Source organism: Noviherbaspirillum agri, from assembly GCF_054780595.1.
Genome location: NZ_BAAGWA010000003.1, coordinates 74,701 through 97,164, shown reverse-complemented (window position 1 = coordinate 97,164; position 22,464 = coordinate 74,701). Strand labels below are relative to the sequence as shown.

General features: G+C 58.8%; 20 protein-coding genes. 3 read left to right on the top strand and 17 right to left on the bottom strand.

The window, feature by feature from the left end:
* Positions 1-37 precede the first annotated feature (37 nt).
* The gene (gene metH / locus ACYVIA_RS06025; RefSeq protein WP_460838927.1) at positions 38-3,796 is read left to right on the top strand and encodes a methionine synthase; all 3,759 of its coding nucleotides are present in this window, start codon (positions 38-40) and stop codon (positions 3,794-3,796) included.
* A 66-nt stretch (positions 3,797-3,862) separates the two neighbouring features.
* On the opposite strand, the gene ACYVIA_RS06020 is transcribed toward metH, so the two are convergent.
* The 3 genes from ACYVIA_RS06020 to ACYVIA_RS06010 form a co-directional block, all read right to left on the bottom strand.
* Positions 3,863-5,146: an EAL and HDOD domain-containing protein gene (locus ACYVIA_RS06020; RefSeq protein ID WP_460838925.1), complete on the bottom strand. Its 1,284-nt coding sequence runs from the start codon at positions 5,144-5,146 to the stop codon at positions 3,863-3,865.
* Positions 5,147-5,433: 287 nt separating this feature from the next.
* Positions 5,434-6,204 (bottom strand): class II glutamine amidotransferase, encoded by a 771-nt coding sequence (locus tag ACYVIA_RS06015; protein ID WP_460838923.1) that lies wholly within the window; start codon positions 6,202-6,204, stop codon positions 5,434-5,436.
* Between the two features lie 63 nt (positions 6,205-6,267).
* Positions 6,268-7,194: a LysR family transcriptional regulator gene (locus ACYVIA_RS06010; protein WP_460838922.1), complete on the bottom strand. Its 927-nt coding sequence runs from the start codon at positions 7,192-7,194 to the stop codon at positions 6,268-6,270.
* Here ACYVIA_RS06010 and ACYVIA_RS06005 point away from each other — a divergent pair.
* Positions 7,193-7,582 (top strand): hypothetical protein, encoded by a 390-nt coding sequence (locus ACYVIA_RS06005; protein ID WP_460838920.1) that lies wholly within the window; start codon positions 7,193-7,195, stop codon positions 7,580-7,582. The genes ACYVIA_RS06010 and ACYVIA_RS06005 overlap by 2 nt on opposite strands.
* A 1,037-nt stretch (positions 7,583-8,619) precedes the next feature.
* Positions 8,620-9,519: a LysR family transcriptional regulator gene (locus tag ACYVIA_RS06000; protein WP_460838919.1), complete on the top strand. Its 900-nt coding sequence runs from the start codon at positions 8,620-8,622 to the stop codon at positions 9,517-9,519.
* A gap of 54 nt (positions 9,520-9,573) precedes the next feature.
* On the opposite strand, the gene ACYVIA_RS05995 is transcribed toward ACYVIA_RS06000, so the two are convergent.
* The 14 genes from ACYVIA_RS05995 to ACYVIA_RS05930 all read right to left on the bottom strand — a co-directional run bounded on the left by ACYVIA_RS05995 (position 9,574) and on the right by ACYVIA_RS05930 (position 22,452).
* Complete coding sequence (locus ACYVIA_RS05995; RefSeq protein ID WP_460838917.1) at positions 9,574-11,016, bottom strand: sigma-54 interaction domain-containing protein; 1,443 nt, start codon at positions 11,014-11,016, stop codon at positions 9,574-9,576.
* A gap of 384 nt (positions 11,017-11,400) precedes the next feature.
* Complete coding sequence (trmB, locus tag ACYVIA_RS05990) at positions 11,401-12,069, bottom strand: tRNA (guanine(46)-N(7))-methyltransferase TrmB (protein ID WP_460838914.1); 669 nt, start codon at positions 12,067-12,069, stop codon at positions 11,401-11,403.
* Between the two features lie 186 nt (positions 12,070-12,255).
* On the bottom strand, positions 12,256-12,513 hold the full coding sequence (locus ACYVIA_RS05985; RefSeq protein ID WP_057292409.1) for a BTH_I0359 family protein: 258 nt from the start codon (positions 12,511-12,513) through the stop codon (positions 12,256-12,258).
* A 151-nt stretch (positions 12,514-12,664) separates the two neighbouring features.
* Positions 12,665-13,024: a GTP-binding protein gene (locus ACYVIA_RS05980; protein WP_460838911.1), complete on the bottom strand. Its 360-nt coding sequence runs from the start codon at positions 13,022-13,024 to the stop codon at positions 12,665-12,667.
* Positions 13,021-13,740 carry a response regulator gene (locus ACYVIA_RS05975; RefSeq protein WP_460838910.1) on the bottom strand — a complete coding sequence of 240 codons (720 nt, stop codon included), beginning with the start codon at positions 13,738-13,740 and terminating at the stop codon, positions 13,021-13,023. Before ACYVIA_RS05975 ends, ACYVIA_RS05980 begins: the two co-directional genes overlap by 4 nt.
* A 40-nt stretch (positions 13,741-13,780) precedes the next feature.
* On the bottom strand, positions 13,781-16,138 hold the full coding sequence (locus ACYVIA_RS05970) for a sensor histidine kinase (RefSeq protein ID WP_460838908.1): 2,358 nt from the start codon (positions 16,136-16,138) through the stop codon (positions 13,781-13,783).
* Positions 16,139-16,140: 2 nt separating this feature from the next.
* Entirely contained in the window at positions 16,141-16,722 is a 582-nt protein-coding gene (locus tag ACYVIA_RS05965) for a DUF4390 domain-containing protein (RefSeq protein ID WP_460838906.1), read from the bottom strand.
* A 213-nt stretch (positions 16,723-16,935) separates the two neighbouring features.
* Complete coding sequence (gene rsmB, locus ACYVIA_RS05960; RefSeq protein WP_460838903.1) at positions 16,936-18,237, bottom strand: 16S rRNA (cytosine(967)-C(5))-methyltransferase RsmB; 1,302 nt, start codon at positions 18,235-18,237, stop codon at positions 16,936-16,938.
* 36 nt (positions 18,238-18,273) lie between these two features.
* On the bottom strand, positions 18,274-18,909 hold the full coding sequence (locus ACYVIA_RS05955; protein WP_460838900.1) for a LysE family translocator: 636 nt from the start codon (positions 18,907-18,909) through the stop codon (positions 18,274-18,276).
* Between the two features lie 196 nt (positions 18,910-19,105).
* Complete coding sequence (locus ACYVIA_RS05950; RefSeq protein WP_460838898.1) at positions 19,106-19,450, bottom strand: DUF1840 domain-containing protein; 345 nt, start codon at positions 19,448-19,450, stop codon at positions 19,106-19,108.
* 137 nt (positions 19,451-19,587) lie between these two features.
* Positions 19,588-20,124: a hypothetical protein gene (locus ACYVIA_RS05945; protein WP_460838896.1), complete on the bottom strand. Its 537-nt coding sequence runs from the start codon at positions 20,122-20,124 to the stop codon at positions 19,588-19,590.
* Between the two features lie 50 nt (positions 20,125-20,174).
* Positions 20,175-21,149: a DMT family transporter gene (locus tag ACYVIA_RS05940; protein ID WP_460838893.1), complete on the bottom strand. Its 975-nt coding sequence runs from the start codon at positions 21,147-21,149 to the stop codon at positions 20,175-20,177.
* Positions 21,150-21,196: 47 nt separating this feature from the next.
* Positions 21,197-22,051 (bottom strand): AraC family transcriptional regulator, encoded by an 855-nt coding sequence (locus ACYVIA_RS05935; RefSeq protein ID WP_460838891.1) that lies wholly within the window; start codon positions 22,049-22,051, stop codon positions 21,197-21,199.
* Between the two features lie 53 nt (positions 22,052-22,104).
* A complete protein-coding gene (locus tag ACYVIA_RS05930) occupies positions 22,105-22,452 on the bottom strand; it encodes a hypothetical protein (protein ID WP_460838890.1) in 348 nt (115 codons plus the stop codon).
* Positions 22,453-22,464: the final 12 nt, after the last annotated feature.

Here is a 22,464-nt window from a genome sequence, read left to right as displayed (position 1 = left end):
CGCTTTGCAGGCCGGGTTTTTTTATTGCGAGTACAAAATGAAACGTGACGCCGTCTCCTCCACCGAAGCGCTGCTGCGCGATCTGCTGTCCCAACGCATCCTGATCCTGGACGGTGCGATGGGCACCATGATCCAGCAATACAAACTGACGGAAGAGGACTATCGCGGCACGCGCTTCGCCGATTTCTCCATCCCCGGCAAAGAGCTCTTCGTCAAGGGCAACAACGAATTACTGACGTTGACGCAGCCGCACATCATCAGCGAGATTCACGAGAAATACCTTGCCGCTGGCGCCGACCTGATCGAGACGAATACCTTCGGCGCCACCAGCGTTGCGCAGGACGATTACCACATGGCGCACTTGGTGTACGAAATGAACGTGCAGGCTGCCAAGCTCGCTCGTGCCGCGTGCGACAAGTACTCCACGGCCGACAAGCCGCGCTTCGTCGCCGGCGCGCTCGGGCCGACGCCGAAGACCGCCTCCATTTCCCCCGACGTCAACGACCCCGCTGCGCGCAACGTCACGTTCGACCAACTCGTTGCCGCTTATCTCGAACAAACCCGTGCCCTGGTCGAGGGCGGCGCCGACGTGCTGCTGGTCGAAACGATTTTCGATACGCTCAACTGCAAAGCGGCGCTGTTTGCGATCGATACCTTCTTTGAGGAATCGGGCAAGCGCCTGCCGATCATGATATCCGGTACCGTAACCGACGCCTCCGGCCGCATCTTGTCCGGCCAGACCGTGTCCGCTTTCTGGAACTCGGTGCGTCATGCAAAGCCGCTGACCATTGGCCTGAACTGCGCGCTCGGCGCGACGCTGATGCGTCCGTATGCGGAAGAACTGTCGAAGATTGCCGATACCTTCGTCTGCGTTTATCCGAACGCCGGCTTGCCCAACCCGATGTCTGATACTGGCTTCGACGAGACGCCGGATGTCACTTCGTCGCTGCTGAAGGATTTTGCCGAGAGCGGATTCGTCAACATTGCCGGCGGTTGCTGTGGGACGACGCCGGCGCATATCAAGGCAATTGCGGATGTGGTCAGCAAGATCGCACCGCGCAAGATCCCCGAAGTGCCAGTTGCCATGAGGCTGTCGGGACTGGAGCCGTTCATCGTCGACGAGAACTCGCTGTTCGTGAACGTTGGCGAGCGCACCAATGTCACCGGCTCCAAGGCGTTCGCACGCATGATCCTGAACGAGCAGTACGACGAGGCGCTGTCAGTCGCACGGCAGCAGGTCGAAAACGGCGCGCAGATCATCGACATCAACATGGATGAGGCGATGCTCGATTCGGTCGCTGCGATGACGCGCTTCCTGAACCTGATCGCGTCTGAGCCGGACATTGCGCGCGTGCCGATCATGATCGACTCCTCGAAATGGTCGGTGATCGAGGCCGGCCTGAAATGCGTGCAGGGCAAGGCGGTCGTCAACTCGATCTCGATGAAGGAAGGCGAGGAGGAATTCCTGCGCCAGGCAGCGCTGTGCCGCCGCTATGGCGCAGCAGTGATCGTGATGGCTTTCGACGAAACCGGCCAGGCCGACACCTTTGAGCGCAAGATCGAGATCTGCAGCCGTGCGTACAAGCTCTTGACGGAGAAAGTCGGTTTCCCGCCTGAAGACATCATTTTCGACCCGAACATTTTCGCCATTGCGACCGGCATCGAAGAGCACAACAACTACGCGGTCGATTTCATCAACGCCACGCGCTGGATCAAGGAAAACCTGCCGCACGCAAAGATCAGCGGTGGTGTGTCAAACGTTTCCTTCTCCTTCCGCGGCAACGATCCGGCGCGTGAGGCCATCCATACCGTGTTCCTGTACCACGCGATCAAGGCGGGCCTGACGATGGGCATCGTCAACGCCGGCATGGTGGGTGTGTATGACGACCTCGCCCCAGAATTGCGCGAGCGCGTCGAGGACGTGGTGCTGAACCGCCGTCCGGATGCGACCGAGCGCATGATCGAATTCGCCGCGACGTTGAAGGCTGGCGGCAAAAAGGAAGAGCAGAACCTCGAATGGCGCAACGAGCCGGTCGAGAAGCGTCTTGCGCATGCGCTGGTGCACGGCATCACGCAATGGATCGTCGACGACACCGAAGAGATGCGCGTCAAGACGCTGGAAGCCGGCGGTCGCCCGATCAATGTGATTGAAGGACCGCTGATGGACGGCATGAACATCGTCGGCGACCTGTTTGGCCAGGGCAAGATGTTCCTGCCGCAGGTGGTGAAGTCGGCGCGCGTGATGAAGCAGGCGGTCGCACACCTGATCCCGTTCATCGAAGAAGAAAAGCGTCTCGAGGAAGAGCGTACCGGCATCGCTGCAAAGCCGAAGGGAAAGATTGTCGTCGCCACGGTGAAGGGCGACGTGCACGATATCGGCAAGAACATCGTGTCGGTGGTCCTGCAGTGCAATAACTTCGAAGTCGTGAACATGGGCGTGATGGTGCCGTGCTCCGAGATCCTCGCGAAGGCCAAGGCGGAGAATGCCGACATCATCGGACTAAGCGGCCTGATCACGCCGTCACTGGAAGAAATGGCCTACGTCGCGAAGGAAATGCAGCGCGACGAGCATTTCCGCATGCTGAAGATTCCGCTGCTGATCGGTGGCGCGACGACGAGTCGCGCACACACTGCGGTGAAGATCGCGCCGAATTACGAAGGGCCGGTGGTCTACGTGCCGGACGCGTCGCGTTCGGTGTCGGTCGCACAGTCTCTGCTGACAACCGAGCAGCGCGAACAGTACATCGAAGACATCAAGAGTGACTACGAGCGCATCCGTGTGCAGCATGCAAACAAGAAGGCCACCCCGCTGATCTCGCTTGCCGAGGCGCGTGCAAACAAGATGAGGCTGGCGTTTTCGGGCGATGGCGCACCGGTCAAGCCGAAGTTCATCGGCCGCCGCGTGTTCAAGAACTATGATCTCGCAATGCTGGCGCAGTACATCGACTGGGGTCCGTTCTTCCAGACCTGGGACCTCGCCGGTGCTTTCCCGGCAATCCTGAAGGATCCTGTCGTTGGCGAGCAAGCCAGCAAGGTCTACGAGGAAGGTCAGGCGATGCTGAAGAAGCTGGTCGAAGGCCGCTGGCTCACGGCCAATGGTGTGATTGCACTGCTGCCGGCGAATACGGTTAACGACGACGACATCGAGATCTACACCGACGAGACGCGCACGAAAGTGGCGTTCACGTATTACGGTACGCGCCAGCAAACCGTGAAGCCGGTGATCGACGGTGTGGCACGCCCCAACCAGTGCCTGGCCGATTTCATCGCGCCGAAGTCTTCAGGCATTGCGGACTACATCGGCCTGTTCGCCGTCACTGCGGGCATCGGCATCGAGAAGCATGAAAAGCGTTTCGAAGAAGCGCACGACGATTACAGCAGCATCATGCTGAAGTCGCTCGCCGATCGCCTGGCGGAAGCCTTCGCAGAACACCTGCATGAACGGGTGCGCAAGGACCTGTGGGGTTATGCTGCTGACGAATCGTTAAGCAACGACGAACTCATCAAGGAAAAGTACAGCGGCATTCGCCCGGCACCCGGCTATCCGGCCTGCCCGGAGCACACGGTGAAAGCGGACGTGTTCAAGCTGCTGCAGTGTGACGAAATCGGCATGCATGTGACCGAGTCGTACGCAATGTTCCCCGGTGCATCGGTATCCGGTTTTTACTTTGCGCACCCGGAATCGAAGTACTTCGTGGTCGGCAAGATTGGAGAAGACCAGGTCGCCGACATGGCGGCACGCCGTGGTGTGAGCAAGGAAGTGATCGAGCGCTGGCTCGCGCCGAACCTGTCCTGATGCAGGCGGCACATCTGCTTCAGCGGGTGTGCCGTTATGTCTTCAATGGTGAAGCGGGGTGTGGCGTCAGCACGCCTCATGGGTGACACTGTCTGCCCAGGTAAACGCTTCCATTTGCAGGTCGCGCAGGTCTGCCACGGAAAGCTGGTTTTTTTCGAGCAAGTCCATTTGCAGCAGTTCGCCCGTCTCGAGCCTTTCCGTATGTTCCGCCAGCCGGAGCATATCGCCATACACTCCCTGGCGATGCAGCAATGCCTGGCTGACCGGGTCGGCTACGGGGATCTGTTCGAGGATGGCTTCCAGCGGCATACTGAATAGCGTATCCATCAATGACATGATGCCGACCGTAAAAGCCGTCTCGGCCATCGCGTGATTGTGCGGTTCCCGTTGCTGCGCAATCAGCTCGAGGAGCTTGCCGCGGGTTGCAGCCAGCATCAGCAGAGGCATCGCGCCGAAGCCTTTGCGCCCCGGCTCCGCATACAGGATGATCTGCAGCCATCGCTGCAACTGGTTGCGGCCGAGGATCATCAGTGCCTGGCTGATGGACTCGACACGGCGGCGTGCACCTATTGCCGGCGTATTCACGATACGCAGCAGGTTGAAGCAAAGTGACACGTCCTTCTTGATTGCACTCTCGATCTCAACGGTGTCCACGTCCGAGTTGATCAGATTCAGGAGCTGGACAATCACCATCTGCGACGGCGAGAGCTTCTTGCCGCTCAGGATCACAGGCTTGGCAAAGTAATAGCCTTGAAAATAGTCGAAGCCGAGATCCATGCAGAGATTGAACTGCTCCATCGTCTCGACCTTCTCGGCCAAGAGCTTCTTCCCGGCCTGCTTGATCTTCGGTGTAAGCGCGCGTAATGCCGGCAGCGACATCTCGCGCAAGTCGAGCTTGATGACTTCCGCAAGCGGCAACAATTGTCTGAAATCCGCGTTTTCGGTAATGACGTCGTCGAGCGCGAACTTGAAGCCGGCATTCACCAGTTCTGTAACCCGCTGAAGAACCTGTGGCGTGACTTTCGTTGTTTCGAGGATCTCCAGGACGATTTTTTCGCGCGGTAGAAGCTGGAAAATGTCGCTCGCCAGAACGGCAGCGTCAACGTTCAGGTAACCGAGCGAATCGCCGAGGACCTTTTCCATGCCCAGCTCGGATGCATGGGCGATGACGGTTGCCGTTGCAGCCAGATCGTCGGTGACATTCGCCGGGCCGACCGGTGCATTGCGGAAAAGCAGTTCATACGCGACGATGGTCTGGTTGCGGTCCAGGATCGGCTGGCGTCCGAGAAAGAATTCGTGCGCGCGCGATGGTGCTGTATACGCTGAATCAGTTGTGTTGGAGACGGTCATCCGAGTCGCTTTGCCTGCGTGGTACTTTTTGTTTTGCTCCGTAACGTAGCACAAAGTGCAAGCGCGCACACGTCATACGGGGTGCCGCCATTTTACGGCGCGCACCATGCCCCTTTCATTACGCAATTCACACCGGGAGCGGCAACTCCTACGGCCTGTTCGCACTGTGGGAAGAAGCAGTAGGCCTCCCCTTCATCTCCACACTGTAGCGTAAAAATATTTCCATGCGCCAATTTTTGATGGTGCGGCGCAGCCAGGCAGCCGAAGCAGGGGGGCAATGATGGCGTTCAATAGTCGGTCGGCACGCCTTCAGCAAAAACCTTCAACTCGCCAGAAACAAACTGGGTCCAGGTCTCGTTCGTGGTCAGCGGAGCTGTGACGATGATCGCAACGCGGTCATTTGGCGTGGTGACCTGGGAGAAGTCCACGCTCAGGTCTTCGTCGGACAGCTTCGCCGTCGAGAACGGATGCTTTCGCACAATGTAATGCAGGTGGGTCGAGCAGTGTGCAAACAGTGCTTTACCATCGGATAGCATCATATTGAAGGCGCCATATCCCGCAATCTCGGCAGTCAATTCCCGGAGCGCTGCGCTCAGGGCCGGCAATTCTGGGGGCGTATCCCCGAACCGGCGTCGCAGTTCCTGCAGCAAATAGCAGAACGCGAGCTCGCTGTCGGTATTGCCGACCGGACGAAAGGGGCCGTCGATCACCGGCGCAAAGTTTTTCAGGTCGCCGTTGTGGGCAAATACCCAGTAGCGTCCCCACAACTCCCGCACGAAAGGATGGCAGTTCTCGAGTGCGACACGCCCTTGCGTTGCCTTGCGAATATGCGCGATGACATTCTTCGACTTGATCGGACAACGCTTGATCAGTTCCGCGACTGGGGAGGCTACTGCGGCCTCGTAATCGACGAAATGGCGGACTCCGGCACCTTCAAAGAAGGCGATACCCCAGCCGTCATTGTGGACGTCGGTGCGGCCGCCGCGCGTCGCAAATCCGGTAAAACTGAACACAATGTCCGTCGGGACATTGCAGTTCATCCCAAGCAGTTGGCACATGCTTTGCCTCCAAGTTGACGACGTAATTTCAACATAGCACGTCCGGCGCGAAGTGCTTGATCCTTATGAACGTTGCGCGCGCAGCCAAGGGTCGATTCCCGGACGGGGAAACTGCTTTGCCATGAAGTCGACGAAGGTGCGGACCTTTGCCGACAGCAGGCGTCGGCTTGGATACACGAGGACGACCGACAATTGGCCCAGTCGTTGTTCCGGCAGCAGCCGGACCAGGCGTCCGGTAGCGAGGTCATCCCCCAGCGAGAACGACGGCCGCAGCGTGATACCCATGCCTGCCAGCGCGCAGTGGCGCAGAAGTTCGCCATTGTTCGACACGACCCGTCCGGTAATGGGAATGTTGACCGTTTCTCCATCCGGCCCTTTCGCCGGCCAGTGATGGCGAACCTGTTCGTATGAAAAATTCAGGCAGGCATGCCGCGAAATATCCTCCAGCGTTTTCGGCGCGCCGTTCTTTTTCACATAGGACGGTGCCGCACACAACAGGACTTCCGATACGCCGAGCTGGCGCGCCACCATGCTGGCATCGAACTTCTGAAAATCGACAAACACGCCGACGTCGAACCGGTCCTCGACCAGGTCGACCGTGCGGTTTGACAGCGTCACGTCAAGGGTGACATCCGGGAATTCGCTGGCATACGCGGGCAACAGTTGTGAGAGCTGGTGCTGGCCGAAGCCGAGATGCGAATAAATGCGTAACGTGCCGCTCGGCTTCTTCGATTGCGACGATGCAATTGCTTCCGCTTCGTCGATCTCCTGCAGAATCTGCAGCACCCGCTCCAGGTAGGCATGGCCGGTCTCGGTAAGCGAGAGCTTGCGGGTGGTGCGGTTGAGCAGTCGTGTGCCAAGGTGCTCTTCGAGATCCGCCACATGGCGCGTGACAACGGCATTGGAGATGTTCATCGTCTGTCCGGCTCGCGCAAAGCTGCCCTGCTCGACGACTTTTGCGAATACCCGCATGGATTGCAAGCGGTCCATGAACTGCATCCTTTATTGTTTCGTTATGGGAAATAGTGCTTTGCGATTATTGGTGTTTTTCGTGAAGTGCGCAATCGATACACTGCGCTTCATCGATGTAGCGCCACGGATGTGCAGCGGAATCGGCTTCTCTTGGGGAGGACCAGCTGAAAGCGCAGTAGTGGAACGCAACCATGCTGAATTCCGGCAGGCTGCTGCAGCGAGCAGGATTGGTACGTACTCCGAACTTCGTGAGTACATCCTGGCTGTTTCCGGCAAAACCCGTCATGAGGTGCGCAAGGAAGCTATCCAGGGAGCAAAGAGCAAGCAGAACCGGATACCGTTCTCGGGCGGCTTATTCGGGGTTGCAGCACAAGTCGCCACGCTCGTGGCGCACAGTGTCCCATAGTGGGGGACGCTGAGGATTCAAGGGTTGGGCGTGCAGCTTGCACGCCCTTTTTTTACCCTTTCTTCGCCTTTCACCATCGGCAAAAACTGTGGCGCTGTGCAACGTACGTTTGCATTACACGCTTTGACCGAGTGCTTTTGCCTCATTTGATCCAGCGTACTGCTGAAAAAGACGACCAAAAACCGGTTTCATTCGCCAGTTCTTACTTAAGACGCGCCTGTTCCCGCACCTATTCCAGACTCGGATGGCTTTACACAGCCGACGCCTGTCGAAACGGCTGCGACATTCATGACACATCTGCGGACAGCCACTTCTCGGATCATGTGGCGTTGGCCGGAATAACCAAGAAAAATCAAGGAGTTATCCTCTTGGCATACGTATTGCGACAGGATGGCTCAACCGCAGTGACCGCCTCGTGCTGCTGCGCGTGTCGATCCTGCTGAAGTACCCTCTCCGGTTCCCGCCATTACTTGCGCATGCAAGTGTGGCGGGTTTTTTATCAAAGACGAGATGGATGCACCTGTACGTTCGAACTGTATTCCGTTGTCGCGTTCAGCCGAAGCGGCGTCAGTGTCAAGAACGAGACCGCGCCGTCTAAGCCCCATTCCGGCGAGTCTGGCGGCGTGCACGCGCTTTCTATGGAAGCCGCGCGTCTTTACGTCTTTCTCCGGCATGCTGATCCATCGATTCGATCAATGTTTGCGTTTGATAAAGCATGCGGGAAAGCGACTGAAATATCATCAGCCCGTGTATGCATTTACATGCGAACCAATCAATTCGAAGCAGCGGTCAGCAAACGCCTGTGGAAATGCATGACGCCTTGACGTGGTGTAGTCGGAACAAGTCCGATGCTGCGAAGTGCAACGAGTGGGGCGGCGCCTTGTTCGATCCGGTTTTTCGATTTCCATCTCAGCTCTCTGGATGGCGCAGGAGGAAAAATGTCGCAATCAAGAAAACAGGTTCCACGACATGCCCTGAATCATGAAGGGATGCGCACAGCGTACCGTTCACGGCCCCACGATGTGCATAATCTCTATGTGAGCCTGAAACAATGGCGCATCTTCCATGCGGTCATCGATTGCGGCGGTTTTGCGGAAGCGGCGAAAGCCCTGCATGTCAGCCAATCCTCGATCAGCTACACCATCGCCAAACTGCAGGACCAGCTCGGCACATCGCTCCTGCGCATTGAGGGGCGCAAGGCCACCCTGACAACGGAAGGGCGCGCGCTGCTCGAGCGCTCGCGCAATGTGCTCAAGGAGGCGATCGAACTCGAGACCTTTGCCAAGAACCTGGGGCAAGGCTGGGGGCAGGAGATTCGCCTGGTGGTGGACCACAACTTCCCGATGCATCTGCTGACGCAAGCGCTTGGCAGGTTCCATGAGGCCGGAGAAGGCGCAGGCCACGTACGCCTGCGGGAAGTCGTTACCCTGCAGGCAGAGGACGTGCTGCGTGATCCCAATCTTGACCTGGCCATCAGCGAGCGGGTGCCACTGGGATTGCTCGGCGAGCCACTTACCGAAATCGAGTATGTCGCTGTCGCCCATGCGCAGCATCCTCTGCTGAAGCTGGATCGCGAGATTACGGCAATGGACCTTGCCAAACATGTGCAGATCGATATGGGAGCAGCCGGCACCGCAGAGAAAACCGGCATCACTCACTCGAAGCACGTGCGGCGCTGGGTAATGAACAGTTTCGAAACAGTGGTGGCCGCCATCGCCGAAGGTTTGGGCTATGCCTGGCTGCCGGAGCATCGCGTAAAGAAGTGGCTGGACGAGGGAACGCTGGTGCGGTTGCCACTCTTAGACAAACGTCCCTGCAAAGTCATCCTGTACCTGATTCATGGCCGCCCGTGGTGCATGACACCGGCAGCGAGCCGCCTTGCGGAAGTGCTTCGAACTTTGGCCAAGGAGTCGGAAAGCAAAACGGTGGTGGCGTGACGCCTGCGGCAGGACTCTTGCCCCTCGCATCTTGCGACTGGCTGTTACCCGAGCTTAATTGTGTGCTTCCAGATCCGTGCTGCGCGTCTGCATGAAGGATGCATTTGTCGACGGCATGACTTCGGGCCGGATGTTGTACTTTTCGATCAGGCGGTACAGCGTCACGCGCGACACACCGAGCAAGGCCGCCGCACGGGAAATCTGATTGCGTGACTGCGACAGCGCGCGACGTATCATTGTGCGTTCCGCATCGGCGCGCGCATCCTCCAGCGACATCAACTGCGTCTGGTAATGGTGTCGATCCAGCCCCAGGTCTTCGGGCTGGATGAAGCGGCCTTCCGCCATTACCGTGGCACGTTGTACCCGGTTGACGAGTTCCCGTACATTGCCCGGCCAAGGGTGACTCAGCATGGCATTCATGGCTGCTTTTGAAAACCCGCGCAGGCTGCGATTGTGCATGCCCGCGAACTTGGCGAAGTAATGCTTCGCGATATCTTCAATATCTTGCCCGCGGTCGGCCAGCGGCGGCATCGGAATGCAGACGACGTTGATGCGGTAATACAAGTCCTCGCGGAAACGTCCCTGCCTTACCGCTTCTGCCAGATCAATGTGCGTAGCCGCAATGACGCGCACATCGATTTCGAGCGTCTCGGTGCCGCCGACACGCTCGATAGTCTTTTCCTGCAAAAAGCGCAGAAGATTCACCTGCATGTCGAACGGCATGTCGCCGATTTCATCGAGGAACAATGTCCCGCCTTGTGCCGCTTCAATGCGCCCTGTCTTGCGCTGGTTGGCGCCGGTAAAAGCGCCCTTTTCATAGCCGAACAGTTCTGACTGAAAGAGTTGTGACGCGATTGCCCCGCAGTTTACTGCCACAAAAGGGGCATTCCTGCGCGCGGATTGCCGGTGAATCGACAGCGCAGCAAGTTCCTTGCCGGTTCCGGAAGGGCCAGTAATCAAGACTGAAGCATCCGTGCGGGCGACTTTCTGGAGCTGACCGAACAGCTGCTGCATCTGTGGCGTCTTCCCGACCATCATGAAATCTGCATCGTCGGGCAGGCAGGCTGGCGATGGACTGTGCTGCACGTCACGCATGAACGCCATGCCCCAGGCGTGGCGCAGCGTCAGTACGATGTGATCGAGTTCCGCCGGCAGGGTGATGAAATTGAACAGATGCTCCGCAATGAATTCCCGCATGCGCGGCGCGGAGATGAGGTTCTGCGCGATCAGGCCGACCCACGAAACTCTGTTATTGCTGACGAAGGGCTCGCATTTGTCGAGCTTGGCAAGATCCGCCTCTTGCGTCACGACCAGCAGCCCGACGCGGCAACCATTCTGCACGGCATCAAGCGCGGCCTCGAGCGTAAAGCATTCGATCAGGTTGAGTCCCTGTTCCCTCAAGGTCTCGGTATATGAGCAGGGCTGTCCGCTACGACTGGTCAGGCGCAAAACCAGCACGGACTGGTTCGCTGGTGCAGAGGAAGAAACGTACAGCATTTTCAGAATACCTTGTTTTTGTTAATGCTTGCCGACGCTCGGATGGCGAGCGAAGAACCGGAATCGACAAACGACATTGCCGTCATGCGTCGACTGCTCCTGCGGGCGTACCATCGGCTGGCAATGGCAGAAGGGCTTGTTTCATGTTCTGAACACGAATCGAGCTTACCGACTTTTATCTGCCCAAACAATGCCATAAATAGGGGAATTTATGACTACGATGTCCCCGTTTGTCATGCGTCAAAACCTTCTTTCTATCCCGAAATTACAAGGGTTTTCAAAGAAGTAGGTACTTCCAAATCGAAATAATTGCAAACCGTGAAGTTGGGAGAGGGAAGATCGTGGTGTTGTCGCAGCCACGGTGCCCGAAGGAGGAGTGATCTGCTAATCGAGCACTACCTTGCAACGCCAAAGAGTATGGCCGGAGGCAATGTATTTCTGTTCGAAGGGCGTCATCGGCTGTGTAGTTTCATACCGCTCGCAGCCGACTTCCTTATGGCTGAGTTGCGAGAGCGCGGCAGCGAACTCTTCAACGTAAATCTTCCAGTTGCTGCGACACTCCAGCTCCCCTCCCAATGCGACGATAGTCGGGAACACAGCATGCCCGTGCCAGCGCCGGACGAGATGGCCAATCTTGGGCCATGGATTGGGATAGAGAAAATATTGCCGCGTTGGTCGTACTCCAGACGCAAGCATCAGGCGCCAGAAGTCGACCAGGTCGGCGCGGACCCGGATGAGGTTGGGAGGCAGAGGCCCATCCCAGATCACGTTGCGGGCCAAGCGATGGGCGGACTGGTCGACGCCGATGACGAAATGATCCGGAAATTGTGCAGCCAGGTGTAGCGTCGAAAGTCCAACACCACAACCTGCGTCGAGAATCAATGGAGCATTACCGGCCGCGCGCCATGCCGCCATGCTGCGCTCAAACGCCTCGCGATTGTAGGCGGTAACCGGCTTGCGGAACTCCGTGCCGGCATGCTTGGCTACGAGTGCCGCCAGCTGATCGTGCACGCCGGACTGTGCACTGCTGACAGGGCTTGAATTGGCGAGCATGGAGGCGTTCTTGTGAATACATCTGGACGCCGGTGGTCAAGCCTGCGTCGGGCGAAATGCCCGCCATGATGCCATATCTCTCGCTCGTTGAGACAGGAGGTCTGGCTGGTTGCGACACAGGAGTCGAACCGTGACCTGCCACAGAAACGTGTCTCCCCGTTCCCGTGGCGGACCGTGTAAAAAGCGCTAGTGCAGTGTAACGGGCTGACGCATCAGCGCGTCATACTTGCCGAGGAAATCATCGATTTCTTCGACGCTCGGCTCCGTGGCGATCAAGTTCTCCACTTCTTCCCGGAAAGACCGGGCGAGCGTACCGCCAATGAAGATCTCGCGTTTGCCGGATTTATCCATGATTTCGTATCCGCCAAAGCGCAGGGCTTCGCGACCATCATCCGCCCCGAACTCCACGACGCTGTATTGCTCGCTGTTGTAGATTAAGTTCATTTCGCGCTCCTTGTGCTACGGAATAATTGCTGGTAACCGTTTACCAATGATGCAAAAATGGGGCCAGCCATCCGCATTTCAAGCCAGTCTACAAAGAGATACAAATGCCGCAAACCAACGTCTGATATGTCTGATATATCAGACCACGGATTCAGACCCGCAAGTCTTTAGTGAGAGAAAGCAAATTGTCGTAAGGCGATTGCTGCAGGAAAGTGCGCAGAGTTTCGACATGAGCCGCGTTTGTCACAGCGATATAAAGACGTTGCGGCGAACGACGGAGCAAGCGATTCAATGTTACCCGCATGGTGAGGTTGCCGGTACAGCAGAGGCAACCGGGAGCAATCCGCGCGATGAGTAAGCTGGAATCTTGTGCGAGTGCTTCGAGAGTAGATGCGCCGTCAGGAATTCCTTCGAGAATCAGCGCTGTATGCAGCGTAGGATCAAGTGCTGCAACAATCGCCGCTTCGCGTGCGGCGATTGTTGCACCGATGACCAGCGTGGTGAGGGTCAACCTTTTTTTGCGACCTTGCTCGGTTCAACACCGAGTTGTTTCAACTTGCGATACAGGTGCGTGCGTTCGAGCCCTGTTCTTTCCGCGACGCGCGTCATGCTTCCGCCTTCCCGCACCAGATGATGCTCGAAGTAGGCGCGCTCGAATGCATCACGAGCCTCGCGCAAGGGGAGGTCGAAGGACAACCCGAACAACGGGGATTCAGCCGGCGCTGTCGGTGGCATCGCAACTGCGGGGCTTGCAACGCCTGCGGGCGCAGCCTGGGCGTATGTCACCGAGGCGCCGGCCGGTTCGGTCGGTGCAACCGGCATGGGCCTGGCCTGATAAAGCGGCGCTGGGCGCGCTGCCTCTTGCGGGCGGGTCAGCCCTTGCTGCACGGCTTTCAACAGCTTCTGGAGTGCGATCGGCTTTTCAAGGAAATTGAGTGCGCCGATGCGGGTTGCTTCGACAGCGGTATCGATGGTCGCGTGGCCTGACATCATGATGACCGGCATGGTGAGCAGGCCATCACGCTGCCATTCCTTGAGCAGCGTGACGCCATCGGTATCGGGCATCCAGATGTCCAGCAACACGAGGTCGGGCTTCTCCTTCGCCCGCATGTCGCGCGCCTGCTGCGCGTTCTCGGCCGTAGTGACGACATGGCCTTCGTCACCCAGAATTTCCGAGAGCAATTCCCGGATTCCCATTTCATCATCGACTACCAGAATATTTGCCATATGCGTACCTTGTTCGGTTCCATTACCGATTGTAGTTTTATTATGCGCCGTCTCCGGAGCACATTTGACCAACGTTAGCTCCCGAATTTTGATCCGGGGCTAACTTTAACAGCAAAATTGCCACTTTTGCACCACTGCTGCCGGAGCGATTCTTGATGTCGATCCGACCACCGTGTTCTTCGATAATCTTCTTTACCACCGCAAGTCCCAGACCGGTGCCGCGCGCCTTGGACGTCACATACGGCTCGAACGCACGTGCCAGGATTTTCGGGGAAAAGCCCGGACCATTATCCCCCACCGACAAACGTGCGGCGGTGCACTCGTTGCCATCGGAATCCCGATAGCGGACTGTTTCGGTAACGACGTCGATGCGCGCCTTCTCCGCTTCCGGCGGACGGTCTGCGACAGCGTCCTGCGCATTCTGCAGAAGATTGTGGATCACCTGCCGCAGCTGGGTCGCATCGCCCATCACCATCGGCAGGTCAACTGCCAGCGATGCGTGGATGATATCGCGTTCGTCGCCGGCGACATACAAATGTAGGATTTCTTCGATCAGCGCATTCAGGTTCAGCGGCTGCAAGACGGCCGGCGGCGTCTTCGCATAATCGCGGAAGTTGTCCACCATGCGTTTCATCGCGGCGACCTGGTTGACGATCGTGGTGGTGCCCTTGGTGAGCATCGCCGCGTCCGTTTCTTCCAGCTTTGGTTCGAGCTTCATCTGCAGGCGTTCGGCGGAGAGCTGGATCGGCGTCAGCGGGTTCTTGATCTCATGCGCTAGCCGGCGCGCGACTTCGGCCCAGGCGATGGAGCGCTGCGCGGAGATCACGTCCGAGATATCGTCGAACACCACGATGTAGCCCGTGCCGCCCGCTACAGGCAGGTAGGAGCCCCGGGCAAGCAAGGTGATGTTGTTGTCGGTATCGACGCCGACCGTGCGGCGTGGAACCTCGATCTGCTTCTGCCAGTGCAGGTCGTCGCCGGAGCTGGTGACGTCGCCAGCCGACTGCGCCCGCTGCTCCGAGAACGCAGCCGTGACCGCATTGGCAAGCGGCGCGAGACCATCGATGGCCAGGATCGGTTTGCCGATGTGCGGATCGAAGTCGCTTTGCAGGATACGCTCGACGGATTCATTGCAGGTAACCAGCCGGAACTGGCCGTCGAGTACCATCACGCCGGCGGACATGTTGGCAAGCACCGATTCCAAATAGGCCTTGGCGTTCTCCAGCGCGGCGCGATTGCGTTCGACCGAGGCGCGCGCTTCCGAGAGCTGGCGCGTCATGGTATTGAAAGACTGGGTCAGCGTGCCAAGTTCGTCTGAGGATGCGACGATGGGGCGGGGCGACAGATTGCCTTCCGCCACGGCTTTGGTGCCTTCCGCCAGGACCAGCAAGGGCTGGGCAAGATCACCGGCGATGAGGAATGCAGCGGCAATGGCGCCGAAAATCGCCAGCAGCAGGGTCAAGGTCAGGGTCACGATATAAATCTTGCGCAAGCCGGTCCGCGCCATGGAGCGTTCCTGGTACTCGCTGTACGCTGCGCGCAGCGCTTCCGCATTTGTCGCGAGATGGGCTGGCACGGGCTGCAGCAATTGCAGGAAGCGTTCATCACTTTGCAGCATCATGCCGTTGGTCGACGCCGGTATCGCCACAACGGCACGCAGCCTCAGTTCGGCGGCCCGGCTCTGTTCTTCCCTTACCTCGGCGGGCGGCTCTTGGGCGGCCTCTTCCGGCATGCTTTCCTGCACATCATATCCGCCCTCGATCGCCGAGAAGCCGCGGGTCAGGCGCGCCTGCCGCAACATTGCTGTTGTCGGCAGGTCGGGCACCAGCGTGCCGAGGCGGCCACCAACCGTTGCAACGACATGGCCGCTGGCCGTCACAATAGTTGCTTCCTGGGCCTGGCTCCGTTCGCGCAGGCGCGTCAGGTGGGTCACCTGTGCGGAATCCGACATTTCGGACAGCTCCAGTGCAATGCCGCGCGCTTTTGCGCTCAGGTCGGCCAATGAGGCGTCCAGCGCAGTGCGGCCCAGCGTCAGGCCGGCTTCAAGCGCGGATTCGACCCGGACGTCGAACCAGGATTCGATCGAGCGCGACACGAACTGCACCGACACGATGTAGATGACGGTGCCGGGAAGAATGCCCACCAGCGCAAACAGCAGCACCAGCCGCGCCATGAGCCGCGACCCAAACTCGCGCCGCTTGTAACGCCGGTACAGTCGCGTCAGCAGCAGACCGACCAACGCCAGCAGCGATGCCGCGATCAGCGCGTTGAGCATTAACAGCTCGGGATAATGCTGATCGAAGAAGGCGGAATTGGAAGAGGCAGACGCGAGCAGGAATAGCAGAATGCTGATGATCGCGCCGCCGACAATGAGGAAGTAACGCAAGAACCGTTGCACGTCTACTCGGCCCTGAAGGAGAACTGTGTCCAGTCGGAGGAGAACCGCCAGTCGGAGCTGTTGAGTGCATGTACCTGGAACGGCTTTGGCAGCCGCGCGATGTCCAGGCCCATGCGGACTGCAACGTTATACACTTCGCCGGACTTGAGTGCGTCTTTTTCCGCGATCACCCAGCGTGCGGGGCGCCGTACAAGCGATAGCGCATCGTCCAGCGAGCTGAAACTTTGCTGCAGGCGCCCGCTGATGGACGCATGGTACTGGTGCGTCAGCACATTGTAGGAAATGCGAATGGTTTGCGCCGTGTTGACGGTCTTTTCATCAAACCAGTACCAGCGGGGACGGCTGATCTGCACCTCTGTCGTGAAGTAAAGCGGAATGCCGCGCATGACCGCCTCTTCGAGGCTGCGCGTCAACGAGAATGAAAATGCGATCGACAGCTTGTAGCCATCCTCGGTGCTTTCCAGTCCGGCACGAGCGATATCCACCCCTTCCGCGGCATGCGACGGAAGGGGGGCGACAGCAGCGGCCAGCAGAAGCACTGCAGCCAGCCAGCTCGCAAGGAAATGTGGAAGTCGATGAATCACTCGTTTCGCGCAGATCAATGACGAAAGGTATTGTTTTTGCTCACCAGGAAGGCTTTTCTAGAACCTGCGATATTGATCCTGTAATACCGGCCGCAATGTGGCCGGGGAAGAAATCGTGTGGTAATGCCGTGAACGAAGGTCAGTACGCCCTGTGATTATTGTATTCATGCGCCCTTCCAGCTGGAGACGAGTTTCTGACGAGGATGTTAACGATCAAGCCGCCTTCTTTTGAAACAGCGCATAAAACAAGCCATCATGGTCTCGCTCGATGCTTGCGGTAGGCAACAACTGACCGGGCGCGGGCAAGCGGACGGCATTGTGTCGCTCGGCAAAAGCGGCGGCTTGGGATTCCGACTCTTGCGGCCAAAGTGAACAAGTCACAAATAGCAATTTACCATCCGGGCACAGCATCTGCCACAGGTTGTCCAGAATTCGGGCAGAAAGTGTTGCAAGCTGCGCTGCATCTCCCTTGCGACGCAGCCAGCGGATATCGGGATGCCGCCGGACGATACCGGACGCGGTGCACGGCACGTCCGCAAGAATGCGGTCGAAGGCTTGTCCGTCCCACCAGTCGCGCCGGCTAGCATCCCCGGCTTTCAGTGTTGCCTGAAGTTGCAACCTTTGCAGGTTTTCGTCAATACGCGCCAGGCGCTTCGGGTCGCTGTCGAGGGCGAGCAGGTTGACCTGCGATGTCTCAAGGATATGTCCCGTTTTCCCCCCGGGCGCAGCACATGCATCCAGCACGCGCATTCCATCCTGCAAATCCAGCAAGGGGGCGGCAAGCTGTGCTGCTGCATCCTGCACCGACACCAAGCCCGCTTCAAAACCAGGTATCTGGGACACCGGGACTGCACGTTCCAGGCGCACAGCAACAGGACCGACTGCCGTCGCAGCGATGCCTGCGTCCGCGAGGATGCGCAGATAGCTTTCTCTTGAAGTCTTGCGCTGATTGATGCGCAAGGTCAGGGGCGGCAAGGCATTTCCGGCTTGCAGAATCTGCTGCCAATCCTGCGGATAAGCCGCCCTCAAGGCATCTATCCACCAGACCGGATAATTCCAGCAGGCCGTCGGCTGTTTGAGTGCCTGCTGCAACAGCGCATCACGCTCGCGCAAGAATCGGCGCAGCACTGCATTGACCATGCCTTTGGCAGGGGCAGTGCGAGGATTGGCATCCGCTGCGGTGACTGCCTGGTCAACGACAGTAAAGCCGTCATAGGGGTTGTCGTCAGCATCCACCAGAAGCGATAGCGCACAGCACAGAAGGCCGTGCAATTCGGCTGGGGACGGCGGCTTGTTGGCCAGCATGCCGAGCAGTACCTGCGTCCGGCCAAGCTGTCGCATGGCACGGTAGGCGATGTCCTGCATCGCGCCACGGGCCTGTGCCGGAGCGTTCATTTGTGCGAACACGGCCGACAGTGCCTGGGGCAAGGCAGTCCCGTCCTTGACCTGGGCCGTTGCCCGGGCAGCGCCCAACAGGCTGAAGGCGAGAGAATCGGTTTTCAAATGCAGTTTCATCAGCCGGCAAGTTAGAGGAGAGCCATATAAGAGAAATCAGTTCCTGGTAAAGGCGAGCTTCGCGCCGAGTCCGATGAAGGCGGCGCCTACTACGCGTTCAAGCCAAAGCCGCATCTGCGGATTCCGCCCGGCGTGGCGCGCCAGTGTTCCGGAGAGAAGTGCTGTGCCGCTGTTCCATCCGAGGCTGATGATCGAAAATGCAAGGCCGAGCAGTAGAAAGGCCAAGGTCTTGTTTGGTGCGTCAGCGCGGACGAATTGTGGAATGAAGGCAAGGAAAAACAGGATGACCTTCGGATTGAGTACATTGGTCAGCGTGGCCTGCCAAAAAATCGTCCGAAGCGAGCGGACGTCTCGCACATCGCCCATCCCTGTTCTTCCCGGCTGGGTCTGCATCATCCGCATACCGAGGTAGACAAGATACACACCACCCGCCAGCTTGATCAGCATGAAGGCGTTGGCGGATGCGGCCAGGACGGCGCCCAGTCCGAGCGCAGAGGCCAGTGCATGCATGCAGCAGCCGGCCGAGATGCCGAGCGCTGATACGATTCCGGCGGAACGGCCCTGCGCAATGCTGCGGCCGACGATATAGGCAGTATCGGGGCCGGGTGTGGCATTCAGCAACAGGACTGATGCTACAAACAGACTGAAATCGGAGATGCCGATGAAATTCATGGCGGGCGGGCATCAGCACGTGGTGCCGTCGGGGAAAGGCGACATTGTAGCCGCTCGCCGGCACTTTTATTGATGTTCGCTCGGGTCGGCGGCGATCCGGGCCGTTTCGACAAACCCGCGTTGCTACCGTCCGGGCTCGCTGTGCGCCGATGGCTGGCTTGAACGAACCGTTACTGAATATCGTGCAAGGGCATGACTACACACCCCACATCACGTCCTGCTTGTTGTGTTGCGCTGCACGCAGCATTTCGAGCAATGGATAAGCGCGCGTTGCAAAACTGACAAACTCGACCGGCTCATGCTCGTTGTCGTCGCCCTCGTCACCATGATGGGCGAGCACATCACGGCGTACTTCCTCCGATGTCGGATGCAAACGGCTTTCCGCAATCTCCGCTTCCAGCTTGGCCACGGCATTCGGCGTTTCCGCCGACGTAATGATTCCGCGTTTGACGTCCTTGCCCAGCAAATCCAGTATGCGCTTGGCGTGCTCTTCGTACATCATTACCTCGGCCGCCGCCTTTGATTTGAATGTGACCAACATGGGATCCTCCGCAGTCCAGTATGTCTTTAACCATAGCATGACTTTGCAGGTTTGCTACAGGCCATGTCGATTCCAAGGAAGGCGTCAAAGTGGTCGCGCTTCCCCTCTTGCTTGCCAAAGGGAACGCTGCGGGATTTCTACTTGAGCCTGAAAGAAGTAAAGAACACGTCAGCCGCATCCTGTTCGACCGCATTCTCGCTGCCGACGACGATGAGCTGGTATGCATGGCTGCCTTGTGCAATGAAACGCGCGAGCATCCGCCTTGGCTGGTCCGTACTACGCGCGGCAGGGCCACTGGCGTCGACTTCGGCCACCGGCACACCGTTTAATGTCGATGACTTTTCCTGCCTGATCGTTCCCCCGATGTTCCTGACCAGCGCCGTCTTCATGGATAGCACCGCTTTCTGCGCCTGCATTGCATCGGGAAGTTCAACAACGCCGACCGCAAATGTCACGCCATTTACCTCCGCCGCGGTCATGGTCATATTCACCTGAACGCCGTCGAGATTAATGTTGCGTGTGTGAGAAACAGGCTTGGCCGGAAGGACAACGACATATGGCGCGTCGCTGCCTCGCACTTCGCGCCAATCGTATTTCGGGCTGCACGCGCTGAGCAGCAAGGCGCCCGCGAGGCAGGCGGACGCCAACAAGGGAGAAAGGGAGAACCTGAGCATGGCCAAGATGGTAACAGGCGATGCATGCTGTGCGCCGATGTAGCGCGTTGTTATTGAGAACCGGCAAGGGGTGTAGCTGCCCGGTTGCGTGCGTGGTGAAAGGCGCGCATGCCGAGCATGACACCGAAGCAAAGCAGGGCGATGCCTGCAAGCACCGATAGCGTGGGCGCTGCGCCGCGCCAGATGAAGGCATACAGCAGTGCCGACAAGGTCTCGAACACGATCAGCTGTCCGGCCAGTGACGTGGGAAGATGCTGGCTGGCCTTGTTCCAGAGCATGGTCCCGAGCCACGACGCGCACAGTCCAAGCGTGAGCATCAGGCCGACGAATGGCAGCGGGCGCGGCCCGAGCGGGAAGTCGTATCCGTTTCCGCTTGCCGCAACATAAATGCCATAACCGGCGAGCCCGGCGAGCGCCAGCGGCAATGTCGCGAGCCCCTGGACTGTCGACCATGTCGACGAACCGATGCGGGGATGCTGCTTGAGGTGCCGCGCGTTCATGATCGGATACCAGGTCCAGGCCGCCAGCGCGCCGAGTGTGATGAAGCACCCCAGCGCGTAATCCGAAATGCTGCGCTTGCCGTCCAGACGAGCCAGTTCGCCCGCATTCACGAGAAGCAAGCCGGTCAGGATGATCAGCAGTGACGGGGCAAGGCGCTTCCACGCTACGGCTTCGGACGGGTGGCCGGGTGACCAGTTCGAGAAAACGGAAATAATCACCGGCAAGGTGCCGATCAGCATAGCCGGGAGCGGAGCATCGGCGAGCTGGATACCTGTTGCAAGCGCGGCGTAATACAGAATATTGCCGACCAGGGACAGTTTCAGCGCAGCGACCCAGTCCGCCCGCGTCAGCGCAGCGATGCGCCGACGGTCAAGAAAGGCCGGGACGAGCGCGATCAGGCCGAAGCCGATATAACGGCCGAACGACAGCACCAGGCCCGGATAGTCGGGAAGCATCAGGGGCGCAACAAACACCAGTCCCCACATCAATCCGGCGCCGAGCGCGCACAGAAAACCGGTCAACATAACAACTGGACTCGCAAGAGGAATCGCACAATGGCAATGCGAACCGATTATCCGCGCTTGCCGCTGTCCGGTCTTGTACCGATTTGCTGTTGGTATTGCGCCGGCGTCACGCCATAGGCGCGCTTGAACCATCGGTTCAGATGGCTTTGGTCCGTGAGGCCGGCTGCTGCGGCCGCATCGGACGGCGCGGCGCGTTGCGCGAGTAACGCCTTCGCACGTGCGGCGCGGCGGGCCTGCAGAAACTGGTGCGGCGTGGCGTGGAATGTTGCAGAAAACGTGCGCACGAAGTGGAATACGGACAGGCCCGCTTCTGCGGCCAGGATCTCGATGTTAAGCGGTTGGTCCAGGTTGGCCTCGATGCAGTCGAGCACGCGCTGCATCGAGGCCATGCGGCGCGCATCGCGGATCGGCGCCGGGCGCTGCGCATTGCTGCCGTAGCGCGCGACGATGGTATCGACCAGGTGCGTGAACCCCGACAGGAAACCGATATCGTCCGGCGCATGCCACATGGCACGGAAGGTCTGCCGGAATGCGTTGGCGAGCTTCGGGTCATGCACGGTCGCCTCGGCAAAGAACGCTTCGCTGCCTGTCAGCTCGTGCAAGGTGTCCGGTTCGATGTAGAGCATCTGGTAAGTCCAGCCGGTGTCGACTTCCGCCTGCCCGGTGTGCAGCTCGTCCGGATTCAGCAATACCAGCGTTCCGGCAGAAGCCAGGTGTTCTGTACCCTGGTAGCGAAAGCGCTCCACCCCGGCTTCGATTGCGCCCAGCGAGTACCCGTCGTGCACATGCGGCGCAAAGGCATGATCGACCAGTCGCGCCGAATACAGCTCCACGCCCGGCAGGTGCGGCGTGGCTTTGAAAGTCACGAATTCGGAAGGATGGTGGAACATGGGTGCGGTCACGACATCGGCAACCGGCAATCATAAAGCCATCCCGGAATCCGTGTCGCGGCGATTCAGGAATCGGGCAGCACGCCTGATCCGGTCCGTTGAGGGCGCAACGCCGAAAACAATGCCAGGAGCAAGCGTACCGGCCGGGAAGCGGTTTCATGCGTGGCGTCGACACAGGCGATTTCTGCCCTGGTTCGTGCATGGATTGTGATCCAGCCACTGTCTGCAAGTACGTGTGCCTGTCCTTCCTGCAACACGATGGCATGCCGGGCAATCTGTTCGCCAATGGATGTCGCCGGGGAGTGTATCAAGGCATCGCCCTGCAGTGCGACAACGATCATGCCGCGGCTGGCATGCAGATGAAGTTGTTGTCCCGGATGCAGCACTGACCTGCTTGGGTACTTTTCTTCCATGCTCCCTCTCCC

Coding starts and splice junctions, on each gene's coding strand:
- ACYVIA_RS05975 (WP_460838910.1), bottom strand. CDS start 13,740: ATGGCAAATATTCTGGTAGTCGATGATGAAATGGGAATCCGGGAATTG.
- ACYVIA_RS05955 (WP_460838900.1), bottom strand. CDS start 18,909: ATGAATTTCATCGGCATCTCCGATTTCAGTCTGTTTGTAGCATCAGTC.
- ACYVIA_RS06015 (WP_460838923.1), bottom strand. CDS start 6,204: ATGTGCCAACTGCTTGGGATGAACTGCAATGTCCCGACGGACATTGTG.
- ACYVIA_RS06010 (WP_460838922.1), bottom strand. CDS start 7,194: ATGGACCGCTTGCAATCCATGCGGGTATTCGCAAAAGTCGTCGAGCAG.
- ACYVIA_RS06005 (WP_460838920.1), top strand. CDS start 7,193: ATGAACTGCATCCTTTATTGTTTCGTTATGGGAAATAGTGCTTTGCGA.
- ACYVIA_RS05995 (WP_460838917.1), bottom strand. CDS start 11,016: ATGCTGTACGTTTCTTCCTCTGCACCAGCGAACCAGTCCGTGCTGGTT.
- trmB (WP_460838914.1), bottom strand. CDS start 12,069: ATGCTCGCCAATTCAAGCCCTGTCAGCAGTGCACAGTCCGGCGTGCAC.
- ACYVIA_RS05950 (WP_460838898.1), bottom strand. CDS start 19,450: ATGTTGGTCACATTCAAATCAAAGGCGGCGGCCGAGGTAATGATGTAC.
- ACYVIA_RS05985 (WP_057292409.1), bottom strand. CDS start 12,513: ATGAACTTAATCTACAACAGCGAGCAATACAGCGTCGTGGAGTTCGGG.
- metH (WP_460838927.1), top strand. CDS start 38: ATGAAACGTGACGCCGTCTCCTCCACCGAAGCGCTGCTGCGCGATCTG.
- ACYVIA_RS05940 (WP_460838893.1), bottom strand. CDS start 21,149: ATGTTGACCGGTTTTCTGTGCGCGCTCGGCGCCGGATTGATGTGGGGA.
- ACYVIA_RS05945 (WP_460838896.1), bottom strand. CDS start 20,124: ATGCTCAGGTTCTCCCTTTCTCCCTTGTTGGCGTCCGCCTGCCTCGCG.
- rsmB (WP_460838903.1), bottom strand. CDS start 18,237: ATGAAACTGCATTTGAAAACCGATTCTCTCGCCTTCAGCCTGTTGGGC.
- ACYVIA_RS06020 (WP_460838925.1), bottom strand. CDS start 5,146: ATGACCGTCTCCAACACAACTGATTCAGCGTATACAGCACCATCGCGC.
- ACYVIA_RS05930 (WP_460838890.1), bottom strand. CDS start 22,452: ATGGAAGAAAAGTACCCAAGCAGGTCAGTGCTGCATCCGGGACAACAA.